Source organism: Streptococcus mitis (genome assembly GCF_946188615.1).
In the GTDB taxonomy this organism is placed as follows: domain Bacteria; phylum Bacillota; class Bacilli; order Lactobacillales; family Streptococcaceae; genus Streptococcus; species Streptococcus mitis_BZ.
This window is the reverse complement of record NZ_CAMHVK010000005.1, coordinates 30414-50040: the sequence shown is the minus strand read 5'-3', so window position 1 is coordinate 50040 and position 19627 is coordinate 30414. Positions and strand designations below refer to the sequence as shown.

Here is a 19627-nt window from a genome sequence, read left to right as displayed (position 1 = left end):
TCACTAGAAAGGCTATTATGAAAATCATTATCCAACGGGTTACAAAATCCCAAGTGAGTATCGAAGGTCAGGTTCAGGGAAAAATCAATCAAGGTCTCTTATTGCTGGTTGGTGTAGGACCAGAGGACCAAGAGGAAGATTTGGACTATGCTGTGAGAAAGCTTGTCAACATGCGGATTTTTTCAGACGCAGAAGGCAAGATGAACCTGTCTGTCAAAGATATTGAAGGAGAAATCCTCTCTATTTCTCAGTTTACCCTCTTTGCGGATACTAAGAAAGGCAATCGTCCAGCCTTTACAGGTGCAGCAAAACCTGATATGGCATCAGACTTCTATGATGCTTTCAATCAAAAATTAGCGCAAGAAGTGCCCGTTCAGACAGGTGTCTTTGGAGCGGATATGCAGGTTGAGCTGGTCAATGATGGGCCAGTTACCATTATCCTTGATACTAAAAATAGATAAGAAAGACCAAGCCCAGCTGGCTTGGTTTTTCTTATCTATTACAAAATACTCGAAAATGAAATCTGTTCCTGATAGGCCTTTGGGAAATCTTGTTTCAGGCTTTGGCTTATGCGATAGGAAGGAATGAGATGTCCTAGGATGAGGAGAGTTCCCTGAAGGCAAAGTGGGATACCCCTTAAAAACAGCAAGGAGAGAATGATCAGGCTATCCCATAGAAGGATTTGTAAGGTAAAACGCCAGAATCTTGGTCTAATCTGGGAATAGAGGTGACTAAAGTGGTCACAAAGTTGGTTAGAAAGATAGGTCAGTAGCACAGGATGAAAGAAAATGAGCCAACCGCTATAAATCAAAATCCAATCCCAAGTAAGTCCCTCTTTAAATGTCAAAAATGCCAGCATAATTCCATCAATGATAAGGAGTTGAATGGTTTTGATAGAGATGATTTTTTTCATGCTAAAACCTCCTTTTCCTTAGAGACACTCCCATAAAGAGATGTGTTTATCGTAAAAATCTGGATAGTGTTCTCTTAGGTAGTCAGCCGTCATATAATATAAAGTAGAATGACAAGCAGTGATGATTGGCATAAGAGAGTAAAAACGCTGAGAACTAATGAAGGCTAAGAGGACAAAAAATAGAAAATCAATGGAGAGAACCCCTAAATAGTAGAAGCGAATCTTTTTATTGATTTGAGGATAAATCTCAGCGAATCGATGTTTGAGTTGGACAAGCAAGCGAAATAGCAGGAGTCCCTGAGCAAGGATGAAAATAAAACCAGTGAGCAAGAGCCATTCTAAAGCTGTCTCGGGTCTAGTGGTAAAAAATGCAAATAGTAGCAAATCGATGACTGCAATTGCTGTAAAATGGATTCTAAAGAGTTTTTTCATGACAAGACCTCCCTCTTTTATCTAGCTTCATTCTACTCCAAAAGAATGGGAGTTACAAGTAAAATGATAAAAAATTTTAGTAAGGAGATTCTGTTAGATTCCTTTATTTGATTTCCCTCTTATTGTTCCACCTCTTCATCATTCCAGACAAATAAAGCTCCGATTGCATTGAGGATATAAAAGATATATTTTCCGATATTGGCAAAATTTCCTTGAATGCCAGCCTTTGTCAGTTGAACGAAATTGTAAATCAACCAAAAACCCCACTGAGTTGTTAGTTTCAATGCGTTAAAAGCATTGGCAATGAGGGACAGTGCAAAGGCAATAGTTGTTACGTAGGCAAGGAGATTCATCTTTCCTCCATAGCCGATATAGTTGGTCACAAAGGCAAAGAGGAAGGCGATGATGGAAATGATGATGGCCGCCAATTTTAGCTGTTTTTGGCTCATTTGGTTGGGTCTGCCTTCTTGCGAAGCTTCCCATTTCTTAATAGCAAAGGTATAAATGAGGAAGGTGACGGGATAGGTGATAATAGCCGCCTTATTTCCAAGGATATAATCAATAGCACCGGACAAAATGGTATTAACAATACCAAAGTAATTTCCCCATTTGCTTAATTTCCCCGTGAAACGAGTGGACAACATGGAAATCCCAACGTTGGTTACGGAAATCAATCCAAAGGGTACAAGAGCTGTCCATGGTCCCCAGTCTACGAATTTATCGAGGCGGGAGTTGAGGTAACCAGATGCAATCGCAATCCCAACGACTAAAGCAACCCCAAAGAGGTCAAACCATTTAGATGTAGCAAAAATTTTTAGTGATTTTTTCATAGTTTAAACTATCTTTCTTTTTTTTACAAATATTCTACAATTAAATGAAAGCAAAATCAAATGATAGAAATAAAACCCTGAAAATAAAACTTTCAGGGTTGGTTGGGGGACTTGAGAAATTAGTTGATTTTCTCGACATAGAGTTGTTTTGCAATGTCCATATTCACTTGTAAATCCTCGTCTTTACTAAGGATAGTAAAGGTGTTACTGAAGCCATCAAACTGCTTGACTTGGAGCGGATCACCGATGCGAAGTGAGTGCTTATCCAGATAATGGAGAATGTCAAAACTATCGTGCACCCGAGTCAGGCGGTAGGCGCCAGCTTCCTTGATATCAGCTAGTGGCAGGTTATTGATTTCAACTAAGAGTTCTCCCTTGACAGGAATAGTTCCTCCATGAGGACAGGTCTTGGGAAATCCTAGCAATTTATCCAGTCTTTCCACGAACAGGTCAGAGACAGTATGTTCCAAGACCTCAGCTTCCTCGTGAATCTGGTCACTTGTATAGTCTAAATGATGGACTAGAAAAACTTCAATCAAGCGATGCTTACGATAGAGCTCAGAGACCAATTTGAGGCCGAGGTCAGTCAGTAGATAGCCACATTCCTTGTCCTTAAGGATGAGGTTTTCGCTCTTCATCCGTTTAATCATTTCAGTTACGGCAGGGGGAGAGACTTGCATGCGAGCCGCAATTTCCTTGTTGGTGATTTTATGCAAATCTATGCCAATTTCATAAATACATTTTAGATAGTCTTCTTTATTCGGGGTCATTCGCTTCCTCTTGTCTAATATCTATATCTAGTATATCAAAAAAAGCTAGATTTCTCTAGCTGTGACTTTTTATGTTATACTTATTGCAAGAGAAAAAACGAGGAGATGGATATGACGAAAATAGCTCTTCTTTCAGATATTCATGGTAATACCACTGCTTTAGAGGCAGTTTTAGCAGATGCGCGGCAGCTAGGAGTGGATGAATACTGGCTTTTGGGAGACATTCTCATGCCAGGGACAGGGCGTAGAAGGATTTTGGATTTGTTGGCTCAACTACCGATTACGGCTAGAGTTTTGGGAAACTGGGAAGACAGTCTTTGGCATGGTGTCCGCAAGGAATTGGATAGTACTCGTCCCAGTCAACGCTATCTCTTGCGCCAGTGCCAGTATGTTTTAGAGGAAATTTCCCTAGAAGAAATTGAACTGCTCCACAATCAACCACTCCAGATTCATCGTCAGTTTGGTGATTTGACGGTGGGAATTAGCCATCATCTTCCTGATAAGAACTGGGGGAGAGAGTTGATTCATACTGGAGCGCAAGAGGATTTTGACCGCTTGGTGACCAATCCGCCTTGTGATATTGCTGTTTATGGTCATATTCACCAGCAGTTGCTTCGTTACGGGACTGGTGGGCAATTGATTGTTAATCCGGGTTCAATTGGCCAGCCTTTCTTTCTAGATACCCAGTTGCGGAAGGACTTGCGAGCCCAGTATATGATTTTAGAGTTTGATGACAAGGGCTTGGTAGATATGGACTTCCGACGGGTGGACTACGATGTGGCAGCTGAATTGCAGTTGGCTAAAGACCTCAAACTTCCCTATTTTGAGGTTTATTATGAAAGTATAGTCAATGGTATCCATCATACTCATCATCAGGAATTTCTGAGAGAATTGGCCCAGAAAGAGGGCTATGATAGGGAATTAGATGCTTGGTTGAAAAGTGGTAATAATTGACATTACAACCAAAAAGGGTATAATAAAAGAAAGAGAAGAGTAGAGGTAGGCTAGCCTCGTAAAAAGGAGAAGAGTATGCAAATTCCAAGTAGATTTACCATTGCGACTCATATGCTGATAATCATTGCCCTCAAGGGGAAGGAAAGCAAGGTGACCAGTGATTTTCTGGCTGCTAGTGTCGGGGTCAATCCTGTCATTATCAGAAAGACCTTGTCCCAGTTGAAGAAGGCAGAGTTGATTTCAGTAGCGCGCGGAACAGGGGGAACAGAGATTGTTAAGGATCTCAAAGACATTAGTCTATTAGATGTTTATCAAGCGGTTGAGTGTCTTGGAAAGACTGGTCAACTCTTCAGTTTTCATGACAACCCGAATCCAAATTGCCCAGTTGGAGCTCATATTCATGATGTTTTGGATCAAAAATTGGAGAGAATCCAGCTGGCTATGGAGGCTGAACTCGGTCAGACCAGTTTAGAACAAGTCGTGACCGATGCAGAGAGTCAGATGAAGGATTGAGAGGGATAGATGCCCTCTTTTTTTCTTTGGATAATTATGATAGAATGAACTCATAAAAGGAGGAAGAAATGTATCTCGTTATAGGAATTGTATTAGCCTTTATAGTGTCATTTTGGAAGGATAATAGAAGTTTGTGGAATCCAGTATTATTCTTATTATCCCTCATTTCCAGTTATTTTTATCTAGGCTACCTTTTTTATCAAAATGGGTATGAGAAGATTCATTTCGCTTTTTTTATATTTCCCTTTATTTTACTTCCTTTTTTGCTTTTTCTAAGTGGCATCTTTCTAATCTATAATGGGGTCATTTTGTTGAAGCGAGAGGGACGTTCAAAGGCTAATTATCTCTCCATGCTCCTTGGAATAGTCATTTTGCTATTTTTTGCTTTGATGTCATTTCGATTGGGAGGACGACATGAATTATTTTACACCAATCACTTTCTAAATATTTTATTTGTATTCATTTTCTACTCTTATTTTATTTTTGGCTTTGCTTTTACGGGTTTTATGCTGTACTCTATCTTGTATCTCTTTATTCCTAAGAAGAAGCATTATGATTTTATTATCATTCATGGTGCAGGTTTGTTAGACGGAGAAAAGGTAACACCTTTGCTGAAGAAGAGAATTGATAAGGCAGTAGAAGCTTACTACAAGTCTAAAAATTCTAACATAAAAATTATTGCCAGCGGTGGTCAAGGAGGAGATGAGAAGATTTCTGAAGCGCAGGCTATTACAAACTATCTGCTTGAAGAGACAGATGTTCCCCAAGATGCGATTATTCTGGAGGATCAATCAAGGACTACCTATGAGAACCTTCTCTTTTCTAAGGAACTTGGCGAGAAACTGGTAGCCAAACCTCAATTTCTCTTTGTAACAAATGACTATCATGTTTTTCGTACCAGTACCTATGCGCGTAAGTTAAATATGAAGGGAGATGGCCTCGGATGTAGGACGGCAGGCTACTACATACCATCTGCTTTTATTCGGGAGTACGTAGCGCTCTGTGTTAAGATGAAATGGCTTTTCCTTGCCTTTTATGTCCTGCTATCAGTCCTCATTTTGATAGCCTACAAAGGGATTATTTGGTAGTTAGATTTTATTTAAAAAGACTTAGAATGCACATGAAAGTATGTATTCTAGGTCTTTTGTTTTGTATACATTTAATTTTCAAGAGTATTATCTATTCTTCCAGGCTTGGTAACGGGTATCAATCAATAATTGGGTAAGGCGACCCATAGTTTTCCTTTCTTCTGGAGTGAGGGATTGAGCTTGGACAAAGAGATGATGAATGTGTTCAAGCGCCTTTAAGGAAGACAGGTCATTGATGGAGCTAATCCCAGCATCTAGAATGGTGCCAAAGAAGAGGTCGAAGTAGAGCTGGAGTTCCTCGTCAGGGACTGTGGCCACCCACTCCTTGAAGGTTGTGTCGACTTGTTGGCTATCACTGTTGGTCTTATCCAGTTGGACGAAGCGTTTGTCCTCAATCTGCCAACTAAAGGTATCGTGCTGGGCGATACCACCTAAGGCAGTACTGTGCACGATGATTTGGCGGTTAGGAATTTCCATCATCATACCGATAATGGATCCTTGAGGGATGAAGACCTTGGTTCTATCCATTATCCTTTGATAGCCCTCGGTTTGTGTCAGTTCTTTGTGGAGACCAGGCGCATCAAAGGTATAAACTGCTGTGATTTGATTTTGTAAGCTTTGCTCAATTTGACTAGCAGCATAGATGGCTAGATTTCCTCCCTTGGAATGCCCGGCCAGAATGACCTTTTGCTTAGGATGTTGGACAAGAAAGTTCTTTAAATAGCGAAGGGCGTGCTTTTGAGCAGGAATTTCCTTCATATAGGTTAGGTGGAAATCTTCCTTCCAGCCAATGATACTGTCATCTGTCCCACGAAAGACAATCAGATAGGTGTCGAGAGTGAGGCGGTAGGTCATAGCCGCAAATTGTTTTTGCAGTTCAGGGTCGATGTCATTAATAAAATGGGAGAGTTTGCAATTTTTGAAGCGCTTGTGTTGAGCTAGTTCATCTAATAGCTGGAGGCGATTTTTGCTGGTCAACATGTTAGATTCTCTTGGGACCTGAGGTGCCAGGTCTAAAAGTCGCATAGGAGTTGTGGAGACCAAATTATCAAAGGAGAGGTAGGTGATTTCTGTTAAGGCTAGAATGTCTAACTCATTTAAAGGAAGATCGTAAAAGGAATCGTGTGCGACATCTTTCAGGTAGTCAAAAATATTGGTCATAAGAACTCCTTTCTTTTTATTTATCTTATCACAATCACATATAATTTACTAGTTGGTTTGTACGAGCTCTCTACATACTGACCTATAATGGTATGATTCAGACACATAGAAGACAGTTTGCTTTTATTTCAAACCTCTAAACATACTTGTTTGTATCTGTTTGGTGTCAATCCCATTCTCTTTTAAGAAATTCTTCATCTCATTTATATCATCAGGTTGGCCGGTTAAGAGATAAATAGCTTGGTTACCGTATTTCACAACCGCATTTTTTAAAAATGCTTGGCTTTGAGAAAAGGTTTCGCTAGTTTTATAAGTTAGATTCGGATTATTCTTACTAAGCTCTCTTAACTCATTATCAAAAATGTTTACTCCTTTGTCTAAATGATTAAGAATGATGGAGCGCTTACTAGCCCACTCTTTCACAACTGGACGTAGAGTAGAAATACCGACATCAGAGGCAAAACAAACCAGTGCTTGGTCATTGTCTTTAACAGATAAAGATGACTCCAGCCAACTCATCTCAATTTTACTACCAGCTGGTAAATGTGTTAAGGTTTCCTTAAACACGCTACCACTATTATGGGTTACAATAAGAATTTCATCCTCATCAGGAGTGGAAGCAAGGGTTAGCCATCGGCTAGCCTGATCCTCCTTTACTGGACTTTTGTCTAGACCAAACGAACTGTCAGGAAGCTTAAACTGAGCATAGGAGCTAGCTTTCCATATTTGATTTTTTGGTTTTGTGATGTGAACTAAATACAAATCTCCGCTGGGATTTTCAATGGATTTTATCGATAAAGTTTGACTTCGTCCAAGATAGGTAATGATTCCCCAAGATATAAAGCCGAGTACTCCAAGTGTAGTTAGAATAATTATGAACATTTTTTTCCCTCGTTTCATTTTTAACTCCTATAGTGTAGTAATTTGCTATGAATGAATAATATTTTTTTTCATTCAATAATTTCCAAAAAATAAAGAAAAGATTTCTTTATTTCAGTATTCCTTTAATGAAGTTGGTTGCTAGTATTTCTACAGTTTTGCTAATATCTGGAAAATCATTTTCTGTGATATGCATATCCATGTAGTAAAATAGGTTGTAAACTTGTAAAATATCTTGAATTTTTTCTGGAGAATGGCCTACAGCCTGCAAACGATGAGTAAAGGTTTTCACGAGAAATTGATGAAATGGATTCGTGACTTTCCCTTCTTCTGAGGAATAGTAGCTATGCAACTCATCTGCTATGGCAGGATTGTACCATTCTGCAAGGATTTTATTGGAAGAAACGAGTGCTCTGGATTGAGCAAAGAGTTGACTAATAAGATCAATCATATCAATTTCCCAATCCAGTTCTTCGATCATAGTTTGGCGAACACGGTTGTTTTCATCAATATAGATATCTAAAAAAATAGCCTCTTTACTTTCGTAATAGTTATAAAAAGATCCGACTGCCATATGAGCTTGTCTAGCAATTTCTGAAATTCCTGTCGCCTTGTATCCTTTTTTTGAAAAAACTTCATAAGCTGCGGATTTCAAAGCCTGTTTTTTGTCCAATTTGATTCACCTCTTTTCTGAATGAATATTAAATATTGTTCATTCATATCTTAACAAATCTTTTTCAGATTGTCAATCTGAAAGCTAGAACTTTTTACGGATACCACTTGATAAGGAGCTTTTCAATGTTAGAAGAGTATAGAGTGTCGTTTTAACTACACTCAAGGTTTGGAAGAATAGATATAAATTTTGGTTAAGGGGATGGATAAAAGAACTGAAATGAGGGTTGAAAAAATTAAAAATAAATGGGTAGTGCTGGCACTATGTCTGAAAATAAGGTATGATATCAATGGGGTTATTCACTATCTGTTTTTGAGCTGTTGTGACAAGGAAATATCAAAAAAGTATTAGATACTAAGCCCTCTATTTATACTAAAGGATTTAAGACTCCTAAAATTAGCAAAGGAGAATCAGATGCACAAGATTTTATTAGTAGAAGATGATCAGGTCATTCGTCAACAAGTCGGGAAAATGCTCTCTGAATGGGGATTTGAAGTGGTCTTGGTAGAAGACTTTATGGAAGTTTTGAGTCTATTTGTTCAGTCGGAACCTCATCTGGTCCTCATGGATATTGGTTTGCCCTTGTTTAATGGTTATCACTGGTGTCAGGAAATTCGCAAGATTTCCAAGGTACCCATCATGTTTCTGTCTTCCAGAGACCAGGCTATGGATATCGTCATGGCGATCAATATGGGGGCGGATGACTTTGTGACCAAGCCTTTTGACCAGCAGGTTCTTTTAGCCAAGGTTCAGGGCTTGTTACGCCGTTCCTATGAGTTTGGGCGTGACGAGAGTTTACTGGAATATGCCGGTGTGATCCTCAATACCAAATCCATGGATTTACATTATCAAGGCCAAGTCTTAAATTTGACCAAGAATGAATTCCAGATTTTACGAGTTTTGTTTGAGCATGCGGGCAATATCGTAGCACGTGATGACCTGATGCGGGAACTTTGGAACAGTGACTTTTTCATTGATGATAATACCCTCTCAGTTAATGTGGCTCGTTTGCGTAAAAAATTGGAAGAGCAGGGCTTGGTAGGATTTATCGAGACCAAGAAAGGGATAGGGTACGGACTGAAGCATGCTTGATTGGAAACAATTTTTTCTAGCCTATCTGCGTTCCCGTAGTCGTCTGTTTGTCTATCTGATTTCTTTGACGTTTCTGGTCTTACTCTTTCAGTTTTTATTTGCCAGTTTAGGAATTTACTTTCTCTACTTTTTCCTCTTGTGTTGCTTTGTAACCATTTTATTTTTCGCTTGGGACATATTGGTGGAAATGCAGGTCTATCGCCAGGAACTTCTCTATGGGGAAAGGGAAGCCAAATCTCCATTGGAAATAGCCTTGTCTGAGAAACTAGAAGCGCGTGAGATGGAACTCTATCAGCAGAGGTCAGATTCAGAAAGAAAACTGACGGATTTGCTGGATTACTATACCTTGTGGGTGCATCAGATTAAGACCCCCATTGCAGCCAGTCAACTCTTAGTTGCAGAAGTAGCCGACCGCCAACTGAAGCAGCAATTAGAACAGGAAATTTTCAAGATTGACTCCTATACCAATCTAGTTTTACAGTACCTGCGTTTAGAAAGTTTCCATGATGATTTAGTCTTAAAGCAGGTTCAAATAGAGGACTTGGTTAAGGAAATAATTCGTAAATACGCTCTTTTCTTTATTCAAAAAGGACTAAATGTCAATCTACATGACCTTGATAAAGAAATCGTGACGGATAAGAAGTGGCTACTAGTGGTCATTGAACAAATTATCTCAAATAGTCTCAAGTACACCAAGGAAGGTGGTCTGGAGATTTATATGGAAGGCCAGGAACTCTGTATCAAGGATACGGGAATCGGGATAAAAAACAGTGATGTCCTCCGAGTCTTTGAACGTGGCTTCTCAGGATATAATGGACGCCTAACTCAGCAGTCATCTGGACTTGGCCTCTATCTATCTAAGAAAATTTCTGAAGAACTGGGGCACCAGATTCGTATCGAGTCTGAGGTTGGAAAAGGAACGATAGTGCGGATTCAGTTTGCTCAAGTAAACTTAGTCCTTGAGTGAGAAGAGACAATGAGTTTTTACCCAATCTCTTTTTGCTATATTTCAGGATATTTGAAGACTGTTTTTTACAAAACCAATAATAGAATTTTTAATACGGAATATAGTATAAATACTGGTTCAAAGTGAAGTTTTGTATGCTTTATACTTTTGTTGAGTATAAAATCTATAAACTAAGGGTGAATTACAAAAATTAATTTGAGATGAAGTGAATTGTAGACTTGGGAAATGTCTCCTATTCGATTTCAGAATGAATCGTTGATACAGGATTAAAAGAACTGCAGCTTTCTTTTTATTTTGAATGAGATAGGTGTATATAGATTTGTGTAACTGGTGTAGAACTGTTTCCAAGAATTTATTGAATGTATCGAATACACACATCCTATTGATTTTGAACCAGTTTTTAATTTCTAAATGTTATAATAGTTTTATCAAGTAAAAGGAGACTACCATGATTGGAGACAATATAAAATTCTTACGAAAATCACATAATCTGATATAACCAGAATTTTCACGGATTGTGGGTGTGTCACGAAATAGCCTAAATCGTTAGAAAAACTGAAAAAGCTTACTTTCAATAGAAGTGTTGGAAATATTCATTTTACATCTATCAAAGAAACATGGGATAGACCTATATTTTACAAAATAGCAAATTATATTTTGAATGATAGTAAAAACTGCAGAACTTGTGTGATTTACAATTATTGCACTCAATGTCTGAGTATCGCACTATCTGAAATAAGGAATAGTAGAGATTGTTCTGAGATATGTAAAAAAACGCATTAGCAAGGAGTATCGTATATGCTACCATATCTTAAAACTATTAGATGGTATCTCTTCTTTAATTTTCTTTTTGGTGTAGTATCGAATATCTGCACAGCTTTGTTACCGTATTTCACGCAGGCATTAATCAAAGGGGATTATCAAGTAGCTCTATATGGTTACTCTATGTCAGTGGCAGGCTATTTGAGTTGTAACTATATCCAAATGATACTTGATTGGAAGCAGGGGATTATCTTTTCGACTACTTTGAAAAATGAGTGGTTTCGTTCACTTCTGGGACTCAGTCACCACGATTTCAAGCAGAAAACAGTAGCAGAGTATATTTCCTATCAATCTAATGACCTAGATTCGTTGGAAAAGGATTACCTTCCTCCATTGATGAGTTTTATCAAACAAATTTTACGTATCATCATTTACGCTTTCATTATTAGCAGAACAATTAATCCTATTGTATCACTGATTTTAATCTTTTCCACTGGAATTAGTATTCAAATTCCTAAAATCGTTGGGAAGTTGACCGCTAATCGTAGACAGGTTTACTTGAAAAAACAAGGAGATTACTATCGAACTTTGGAGGATTTGCTCATGGGACATCATTTGGTAAATAAACTAACTATGTCGCATTTTTTGAATCAACAAAAGAGTTCTCTAAAGAATTTGCAGGATAAGTATTTTAAGTATGGTTTGACAAAAATTACAGGCATCTTATTGACAGGTGTTTCTTTTGAATTCATTAGTCTTGTTCTGTTTATTTATTTAGCCTACTCTCTATCTCACCAGCAACTCGGTATTCCTGAGGTGGTGGCGAGTTTCGGATATATTAATGCTTTTTCTGAACCAATACAGGAAATCCTTTATGATTTACAAATGTTAGAGTCCGTAAAGCCTGTAATCAAGAGTTTTCAAAACATTGTTGGGAGACCCGTTTCAGTTCAAGCACCTCAACATTCTTTTGATACGATTACTTTGAAAAACATTTCCAAACAACTGGGAGAATCAAAATTGATAATTACTTCCGCTACGATTCAAAAAGGGGATAAAATTGCGCTTATTGGTAAGAATGGGTCTGGAAAAAGTAGTCTTCTCAACATTTTAAATGGAACAGATGAAGATTTTGAAGGACAAATTGTGCTAGATGGGCTTGTTTTGGACCATCTTTGGGGAAGATTCGGTATGATTCTGCAACAAGAACATACATTTATTTCGAGTTATGAAAATAATGTAACGCTATTCAATAGTTTCAATGAAAAATTCAGAGAAGAAGATTTTGAAAAAATTCCACCACAATCCCTGTCAGGTGGTCAGCAACAACGAATGTATTTAAATCGTGAGAAAAATCGTAAAAATCCATTGCTTATCCTAGACGAACCTTTCTCTGCCTTGGATACTAATCAGTTTAAAATGGAATTGGAAAGAGTTCTGGAACTACCAAGTGCCGTCATTGTTACTTTACATCGCCAAAACGAATTATTAAGTAAGTTTGACCAAGTTTGGGAAATTAAGAATGGAGAACTTGTAATTTTGAAATAGCTAAATTATAAAGAATAAAACGCATAGTATCAAGGTTCAGGAGATACCGTTTTTCCTTCTTCGGATAAGGAAACAAAAATTTCTTGCTTCATCTATCTATTCAATTGATAGATTTCTTCGAAGAAAGACTGTAAAATTTTTGATATAATGTTAAGGATGGACTGACGGATATTTAAAGGATAATTTTCAAAAGAATAACAGGTGAGAAGAAAAATATGTAAGATTGGACAGAAGTCTCTCTACCATCATCCATGCAGAAACAAAATTATACGAAATAAAAGGAGTAACCAATGACTGGAAACTATTCAACACGTGAATACCGTGAGAAATTATATGATGATCTTCATGTTCGATTAAGAGATACAGTGATTTTGATGTGTGCGATTTTTATTGCCTCTATTGGCCTAAATATGAATTCAACAGCTGTCATTATTGGAGCCATGCTGATTTCCCCTCTTATGACACCGATTGTTGGACTGGGGTTTGGTGATGGAGATCATGTCCTATCTTCACTTTGATTATTGGAAAAAAACGGCTCGGTCAGGAGCTAGTATGAATAAGGAGAACAAATGAAACGTTTAAAAATGTTATGGCATATTATGCAGGTTACGGGTTTTACTCGGTTTGCTCTGAGTTTTGTGACCTTTGTTTTTGGGTCAGGAGGCGTGCTTTTCCTAGTTGAACCTGCTATCACAAATTACGGAGACGGTCTTTGGTATGCTTTTGTGACTTCGACGACTGTCGGCTACGGGGATCTCCTAGCTGTGACCTTGATTGGAAGGATTACCAGTGTCTTCTTGACGATTTATGGGCTCATATTTTTTGGCTGTTTATCAGCTGTTATTTTTAATTATTATACCAATTTAAATAAGGAAAGAGGAGAGGACAAATGACTGCCAATTATTCAACACGGGAATACCGTGAGAAATTATATGATGATCTTCATGTTCGATTAAGAGATACAGTGATTTTGATGTGTGCGATTTTTATTGCCTCTATCGGACTAAATATGAACTCAACAGCTGTCATTATTGGAGCCATGTTGATTTCACCTCTCATGACACCGATTGTTGGACTGGGATTCGGTTTAGCTATTTTTGATACGCGTTTAATCAAGCAATCTCTAGAGGTTTTATTGACTCAAGTGTTGGTCAGTTTGCTTGTCTCGACTCTGTATTTCTGGATTTCTCCCTTGTCTTATGCAAGTAGCGAGTTGATTGCACGAACCTCTCCAACCATTTGGGATGTCCTCATTGCTATTGCTGGTGGGATTGCTGGTGTGATCGGTTCAAGGAAAAAAGAAGCAAACAATATCGTGCCAGGAGTAGCCATTGCTACAGCTCTGATGCCGCCTATCTGTACTGCTGGCTATGGTTTAGCTAATGGGAATGTACGATTTTTATTGGGGGCTCTCTATCTTTTCTTGATCAACTGTGTCTTTATCATGCTAGCCAACATTGTTGGAACAAGAATTTTGATGAGAAAATCTCCTTTAACTTCATTTAAAGAGCTGAGCATTAAAATGAGAATTGGCTTGATATCTTTGATTGTATTGTTGATTCTTCCAGCTAGCTATTCGGCAGTTACTCTGACAATAGAACAAGCGCGCAAAGAAGGGATCAAACAGTTTGTAGGAAAAGAGTTCGCCAATTATACGGTTATTAATCAAGTCTACAAGTCAAGTAACAATGAATTGGTCTTGACGGTTGTTGGAGATCCGATTTCAGAAGAAGAATTAGAAACACTCCACCAAAAACAAGCCTCTTACGGTATTCAATCTGTTCAATTGAAAGTGAATCAAGTTCAGAACTCGCCAACATTAGATAGTGAAGCGACCAAGGAATTTTATGAAAACATTGACAAGTATATTGATCAAAAACTCTCTGAAAAAGATTCACAAAAAGATCTCGTAAAAGAAAATGAAGCAGACAAGGATTGAGGATATTGACCTTATCTAACTCATGAAAGCAAATCTTGTGTGGTGGTTTGGTCAATCACTACTAGCTCGGATTAAATAATACTCTTCGAAAATCAAATTCAAACCACGTCAGCGTCGCCTTACCGTACTCAAGTACAGCTTGCGGCTAGCTTCCTAGTTTGCTTTTTGATTTTCATTGAGTAAAAATATAAAAAGCAACAGCTGTTTCAGTTGTTGCTTTTTAGCTAGCTAGGATTTTATCTCTTATTTCTCAACGCGTGATTTGTTGGCGATATCAGCTAGGATAGCTTGAACAAAATCATCTACTGAGACAGTTTGTGTTTCTTTTTGGCCGTAGCGACGAACGTTGACTGTTCCGTCTTCCATTTCCTTGTCCCCAACGATTAATTGGTAAGGAATCTTGCTTGTTTGTGAAGCACGGATCTTGAACTGCATTTTTTCATTACGTTCATCTACGTCTGCACGAACACCACGGTCACGGAGTTTTTTAGCTACTTCCCATGCGTAGTCCACGTGTTTTTCGTTAGATACTGGGATGAGGGTTACTTGGTGTGGTGCAAGCCATGTTGGGAAGGCACCCTTGTAGTTCTCAATCAAGATAGCTGTGAAGCGTTCCATAGTTGAGATAACTCCACGGTGGATCATAACTGGACGGTGCTCTTCGCCATCAGCTCCGATGTATTTAAGGTCGAAGCGTTCTGGAAGCAAGAAGTCAAGTTGGATAGTAGAAAGAGTTTCTTCTTTTCCAAGAGCGGTCTTAACTTGAATATCCAATTTTGGTCCGTAGAATGCTGCTTCACCTTCGGCTTCAAAGTAGTCCACGCCCATTGCATCAAGGGCTGCACGAAGCATGGTTTGAGCATTTTCCCACATCTCATCATTATCAAAGTACTTATGAGTATCTTGAGGGTCACGAAGAGAGAGGCGGAAGCGGTATTCAGTCAAGTTGAAATCTTCATAAACATCGATAATCAACTGAAGAGCACGTTGGAATTCTTCTTGGATTTGTTCTGGAGTCACAAAGAGGTGACCGTCGTTGAGTGACATTTCACGTACACGTTGAAGACCAGTGAGGGCACCAGATTTTTCATAACGGTGCATCATACCGATTTCAGCAATACGGATTGGCAACTCACGGTAAGAATGAACATGGTGTTTGAAGACTTGGATGTGGTGCGGACAGTTCATTGGACGAAGGACAAATTCTTCCCCGTCACCCATGTCCATAGTTGGGAACATGTCTTCTTGGTAATGATCCCAGTGACCAGAAGTCTTGTAAAGTTCAACAGAAGCAAGTGGTGGAGTGTATACGTGTTGGTAGCCAGAAGCCAACTCTTTGTCTACGATGTAGCGTTCCAATTCACGACGGATAGTCGCACCATTTGGCAACCAGAATGGAAGTCCTTGACCAACCTCTTGAGAAATCATGAAGAGATCAAGCTCTTTACCAAGTTTACGGTGGTCACGTTCCTTAGCTTCTTCACGCATTTGAAGGTAGTTTTTCAAGTCTTTTTTGTCAAACCAAGCTGTACCGTAGATACGTTGCATCATAGCGTTGTCGCTATTTCCACGCCAGTAAGCACCTGCTACATGGAGAAGGTGGAAGATTTGGATACGGCCTGTTGAAGGGACGTGTGGGCCACGGCAAAGGTCTACATATTCACCCTGACGATAGATAGTCAAACCGCCTTCGTCTTCTGAGTGTTCTTCAATCAATTCCAACTTGTAAGGGTCGTTTTTAAAGATTTCACGTGCCTCGTCTTTAGTCACTTCTTCACGAATTGATGGGAAGTTTTCTTTGACAATTTTTTGCATTTCTTCTTCGATACGAGGAAGGTCTTCGTTAGAGATTTGACCAGCTGTGTTGTCAGTATCGTAGTAGAAACCGTCTTCGATGGCTGGGCCAACTCCCAAGTGAATGTCTGGGAAAAGACGACGAGCTGCTTGGGCAAACAAGTGAGCTGCTGAGTGACGCAAGATTGGAAGGGCATCTTCGTGATCAGGTGTCACAATTTCGATGCTTCCATCTTCAGTGATAGCACGAGTAGTGTCGATGAGTTTGCCGTTGAATTTACCAGCCAAGGCTTTTTTTGCTAGGGAATTGCTGATAGATTGGGCAATTTCAAAAGTTGTAACGCCAGATTCGAATTCACGAACAGCGCCATCTGGGAAAGTAATGTTAATCATGATGTTCTCCTTACTTATATTATTGACGAATGTGTTAACCCTATTCTGAAAACAGGGACAGAGGATTTTGAAAGCTAGAAAAACAAAAAGCGACATCCTCAAAAGGACGTCGCAACGTGGTTCCACCTTCATTTATGTTCCTCAAAAAAGAGGGACACCTCTGATTGGCTCTAACGTGGCCGCCGTTTTATGTTTTCATAAAAAACTCAAGAGTAGTATCAGTTTAGGCTCTCTATGCGTTTCCAGCAACCACGCACTCTCTAGTAGAAAGGGACTAAGTGACTTGTCTCTATGGATTATTATAGCATGATTGTGAGATTTTTCAAGGATTTTGTGAAAGTTTTTTGTTTTTCATTTTTTGTAGAATATGCTTGATGCCAATACCGGAAGCCATGCCCACCAGAGCAAAGATTTCATAGGCTAAAAAGTAAAACCAGATAAATTCACCGAAGGTTATGATAGTAAAGCAAAAGAGCAGTCCGTTACCAATTAACCACCAAAGTGAGAAACGGAAACGGTAGCTATAGAGTAGCGATATAATCAAGATTACCAGAGGTGTAAAGAAGAGAAGATTGTTTATACAGAGTCCCTTGAGTGTAAGGGGGTCAGAAACAACTAGCAAGACCAACTCATAAAGTGGCCAATAAAAGAAAAATATGACCAGATAGTAGGGGAGATGGAAATAGAATCTACGCATGATAATCACCTCGTTTAAAAAAAACAGACAACTTAGATTTCTTGCTATGATTATTATAGCATGTTTAAAACAAGAAAGTAAATCTGTTGACAAAGAAGTTAGTTATTGGTAGAATAGGGATTGTCGTAAAGACAAATAACTTCTTCTTGGTTACAGGCATGCCAACCTGTCACTCGGATGAAGCCAAATAAAAAGGAGAAACATCATGGCAATCTCAAAAGAGAAAAAAAATGAAATCATCGCACAATATGCACGTCACGAAGGTGATACAGGTTCAGTAGAGGTTCAAGTTGCTGTCCTTACTTGGGAAATCAACCACCTTAACGAACACATCAAACAACACAAAAAAGACCACGCTACTTACCGTGGATTGATGAAAAAAATCGGTCGCCGTCGTAACTTGCTTGCATACTTGCGTAAAAACGACGTTAACCGTTACCGTGAGTTGATCAACTCTCTAGGACTTCGTCGCTAATCTGCTTTATTTTCCACTTACATTGCGTTGTCACCTTACCTCGATATACTCAAGTATTATCTTCGGTTACGGTTCCTAGCACTGTAAGGTAAAATAAACCAGAATGATCTCCCTTCGGGGAGATTTTTTTGTTTCACTGAAAGTTTCGTACATTCTTCTTCTCGCCGTCTAGTCTATAAACGTTTTATCCAGCAAGACTGGAGCTCTCTGACTTCAGAGGGCTTTTTTATGTTATCAACTTACCTTGGTATACTCAAGTATTATCTTTGGTTACGGTTCCTAGCACTGTAAGGTAAAATAAACCAGATTCTCTCCCTTCGGGGAGATATTTTTGTTTCACTAAAGTTTTTTGTACAATCTTCGCCTAGTCTATAAACGGTTTATCCAGCAAGAATCATGATGCTAAGGGCGTAAGAAATCCGTATGAAAATAGGGAAACGACACCGTGTTCGATGAACACAAGGAGTTCCATCTTTTTCACTAGGATTTTAGCCCGAGCTCAAATCAGCTCTCTGACTTCAGAGGGCTTTTTATGTTGTCACCTTACCTCGACATACTCAAGTTTAATCTTCGGTTACGGTTCCTAGCACAATAAAACCAACTATATTCATTTGTTCTCATCTTGTTACACAGTTGAAAATATGGTATACTTTTCATGAGAATTTTCTAAATTTTTAAGATTCTATCAAAGGAGGTTTGCATGCTTTCCAAATTTTCTGGAAGCCGACAAGACCAGCAATTTGTGTTACTTTTAGTTATTTTGCTAGGTATTTTAGGGATTTCTCTCTTTCTAGCAGTTTCAATGGGATCTGTTGCGATTGATCTAGGAGATACCTATCGGATTATTTTGAGCAGGTTGGGATTTCCTCTTGAGGTAGGAGAGGTTTCTAAGTCCACTCTTGCCATTGTATGGAACATGAGATTCCCTCGAGTATTGTTAGGTCTGATAGTAGGAGCAGGCCTTTCTATGTGTGGTAGCGTGATGCAGTCCACAGTGAACAATCCTATCGCTGAGCCCTATGTCTTAGGCATCTCTGCGGGTGCAACTCTAGGAGCAACCTTGAGCATCATTCTTGGTTTAAAAGTGATGATTAGCCTTGGAGCTTTTCTTGGAGCTATTTTGGCAACAATTGCTGTCCTCATCATTGCCTCTATGCAGGGAAGGATGACGACTTCCAGTCTGATCTTATCAGGAACGGTGGTTAACGCTCTCTTTCTGGCTTTTTCAAACTTTATTATCTCAGTCGGCGCTAATGCGGACAGTGTGATGACCATTAAGTTTTGGACAATGGGTTCGCTCGCTGGGACTACCTGGTCTGACTTAGTCCTGCCAACTATAGTAGTAGGAATGGCCTTTCTATTTTTCTCTACTCAGTATCGTGTTTTCAATGCGATGATGATGGGAGATGAGGCTGCTTTAACTTTGGGAATTCCCTTACGCTTTTATTGGTATCTTTATGTGACCATGGTGGCTGTGCTAACAGCAGTCTTAGTGGCAACCTGTGGGATTATTGGATTTGTCGGTCTGATTACTCCACATTTAGCTCGAGGGTTAGTAGGAACGAATTACAAGAGGCTTTTTCCTATTGCAACCTTGCTGGGTGCCCTCTTTGTCATTTGGGCAGACGTACTCTCCCGTATCATCATTCCAAACGCAGAGCTTCCAATTGGTATTTTCACAGCCTTGGTAGGTGCTCCCTTCTTTATCTACATTGTTGGAGGTAGGCGAAGGGAGGTGAGGACCTGA

General features: G+C 39.1%; 20 protein-coding genes and 1 pseudogene. 12 read left to right on the top strand and 9 right to left on the bottom strand.

Annotation, left to right across the window (positions count from 1 at the left end; genetic code table 11):
- The first annotated feature begins 17 nt into the window (after window positions 1-17).
- Entirely contained in the window at window positions 18-461 is a 444-nt protein-coding gene (dtd, locus tag OCF95_RS06085) for a D-aminoacyl-tRNA deacylase (RefSeq protein ID WP_261043609.1), read from the top strand.
- 38 nt (window positions 462-499) lie between these two features.
- Here the strand turns inward: dtd and OCF95_RS06080 are convergent, their stop codons facing one another.
- The 4 genes from OCF95_RS06080 to OCF95_RS06065 form a co-directional block, all read right to left on the bottom strand.
- Entirely contained in the window at window positions 500-913 is a 414-nt protein-coding gene (locus tag OCF95_RS06080) for a hypothetical protein (RefSeq protein WP_078238187.1), read from the bottom strand.
- An 18-nt stretch (window positions 914-931) separates the two neighbouring features.
- On the bottom strand, window positions 932-1345 hold the full coding sequence (locus OCF95_RS06075; protein WP_261043608.1) for a hypothetical protein: 414 nt from the start codon (window positions 1343-1345) through the stop codon (window positions 932-934).
- Between the two features lie 119 nt (window positions 1346-1464).
- Window positions 1465-2175, bottom strand: coding sequence for a nicotinamide mononucleotide transporter (locus OCF95_RS06070; protein WP_050491233.1), 711 nt, complete (start codon window positions 2173-2175; stop codon window positions 1465-1467).
- A 119-nt stretch (window positions 2176-2294) separates the two neighbouring features.
- Window positions 2295-2945: a metal-dependent transcriptional regulator gene (locus OCF95_RS06065; protein ID WP_000188514.1), complete on the bottom strand. Its 651-nt coding sequence runs from the start codon at window positions 2943-2945 to the stop codon at window positions 2295-2297.
- Window positions 2946-3056: 111 nt separating this feature from the next.
- Between OCF95_RS06065 and OCF95_RS06060 the strand changes: the two genes are divergently transcribed.
- The 3 genes from OCF95_RS06060 to OCF95_RS06050 all read left to right on the top strand — a co-directional run bounded on the left by OCF95_RS06060 (window position 3057) and on the right by OCF95_RS06050 (window position 5500).
- Window positions 3057-3899: a metallophosphoesterase family protein gene (locus OCF95_RS06060; RefSeq protein WP_223340187.1), complete on the top strand. Its 843-nt coding sequence runs from the start codon at window positions 3057-3059 to the stop codon at window positions 3897-3899.
- A gap of 75 nt (window positions 3900-3974) precedes the next feature.
- The gene (locus tag OCF95_RS06055) at window positions 3975-4412 is read left to right on the top strand and encodes an Rrf2 family transcriptional regulator (RefSeq protein WP_223340186.1); all 438 of its coding nucleotides are present in this window, start codon (window positions 3975-3977) and stop codon (window positions 4410-4412) included.
- Window positions 4413-4480: 68 nt separating this feature from the next.
- Window positions 4481-5500: a YdcF family protein gene (locus OCF95_RS06050; RefSeq protein ID WP_004255616.1), complete on the top strand. Its 1020-nt coding sequence runs from the start codon at window positions 4481-4483 to the stop codon at window positions 5498-5500.
- Between the two features lie 87 nt (window positions 5501-5587).
- On the opposite strand, the gene OCF95_RS06045 is transcribed toward OCF95_RS06050, so the two are convergent.
- The 3 genes from OCF95_RS06045 to OCF95_RS06035 form a co-directional block, all read right to left on the bottom strand.
- Entirely contained in the window at window positions 5588-6661 is a 1074-nt protein-coding gene (locus tag OCF95_RS06045) for a DUF2974 domain-containing protein (protein ID WP_004255618.1), read from the bottom strand.
- A gap of 123 nt (window positions 6662-6784) precedes the next feature.
- Entirely contained in the window at window positions 6785-7561 is a 777-nt protein-coding gene (locus tag OCF95_RS06040; protein ID WP_261105069.1) for a ferredoxin reductase domain-containing protein, read from the bottom strand.
- A gap of 88 nt (window positions 7562-7649) precedes the next feature.
- On the bottom strand, window positions 7650-8219 hold the full coding sequence (locus OCF95_RS06035; protein WP_142761244.1) for a TetR/AcrR family transcriptional regulator: 570 nt from the start codon (window positions 8217-8219) through the stop codon (window positions 7650-7652).
- A gap of 408 nt (window positions 8220-8627) precedes the next feature.
- Here OCF95_RS06035 and OCF95_RS06030 point away from each other — a divergent pair, with 408 nt between their 5' ends.
- The 6 genes and pseudogenes from OCF95_RS06030 (at window position 8628) to OCF95_RS06005 (ending at window position 14521) form a co-directional block, all read left to right on the top strand.
- Entirely contained in the window at window positions 8628-9305 is a 678-nt protein-coding gene (locus OCF95_RS06030) for a response regulator transcription factor (RefSeq protein ID WP_000548991.1), read from the top strand.
- The gene (locus OCF95_RS06025) at window positions 9298-10272 is read left to right on the top strand and encodes a HAMP domain-containing histidine kinase (RefSeq protein ID WP_261105068.1); all 975 of its coding nucleotides are present in this window, start codon (window positions 9298-9300) and stop codon (window positions 10270-10272) included. Before OCF95_RS06030 ends, OCF95_RS06025 begins: the two co-directional genes overlap by 8 nt.
- Window positions 10273-11070: 798 nt before the next feature.
- Window positions 11071-12582 carry an ATP-binding cassette domain-containing protein gene (locus OCF95_RS06020; protein WP_004242726.1) on the top strand — a complete coding sequence of 504 codons (1512 nt, stop codon included), beginning with the start codon at window positions 11071-11073 and terminating at the stop codon, window positions 12580-12582.
- Between the two features lie 290 nt (window positions 12583-12872).
- Window positions 12873-13070: pseudogene (locus OCF95_RS06015) on the top strand (DUF389 domain-containing protein); the annotation flags it as partial.
- Between the two features lie 81 nt (window positions 13071-13151).
- On the top strand, window positions 13152-13475 hold the full coding sequence (locus OCF95_RS06010) for a potassium channel family protein (RefSeq protein WP_000825751.1): 324 nt from the start codon (window positions 13152-13154) through the stop codon (window positions 13473-13475).
- Window positions 13472-14521 (top strand): DUF389 domain-containing protein, encoded by a 1050-nt coding sequence (locus tag OCF95_RS06005; protein ID WP_261105067.1) that lies wholly within the window; start codon window positions 13472-13474, stop codon window positions 14519-14521. Before OCF95_RS06010 ends, OCF95_RS06005 begins: the two co-directional genes overlap by 4 nt.
- A gap of 243 nt (window positions 14522-14764) precedes the next feature.
- Here the strand turns inward: OCF95_RS06005 and thrS are convergent, their stop codons facing one another.
- Window positions 14765-16708 carry a threonine--tRNA ligase gene (gene thrS / locus OCF95_RS06000; protein ID WP_261105066.1) on the bottom strand — a complete coding sequence of 648 codons (1944 nt, stop codon included), beginning with the start codon at window positions 16706-16708 and terminating at the stop codon, window positions 14765-14767.
- A gap of 322 nt (window positions 16709-17030) precedes the next feature.
- Complete coding sequence (locus OCF95_RS05995; RefSeq protein ID WP_223330250.1) at window positions 17031-17405, bottom strand: hypothetical protein; 375 nt, start codon at window positions 17403-17405, stop codon at window positions 17031-17033.
- A 205-nt stretch (window positions 17406-17610) separates the two neighbouring features.
- Here OCF95_RS05995 and rpsO point away from each other — a divergent pair, with 205 nt between their 5' ends.
- Both rpsO and OCF95_RS05985 read left to right on the top strand, forming a co-directional pair.
- Window positions 17611-17880 (top strand): 30S ribosomal protein S15, encoded by a 270-nt coding sequence (gene rpsO, locus OCF95_RS05990; protein ID WP_001018251.1) that lies wholly within the window; start codon window positions 17611-17613, stop codon window positions 17878-17880.
- Between the two features lie 700 nt (window positions 17881-18580).
- A complete protein-coding gene (locus tag OCF95_RS05985) occupies window positions 18581-19627 on the top strand; it encodes a FecCD family ABC transporter permease (RefSeq protein ID WP_223340678.1) in 1047 nt (348 codons plus the stop codon).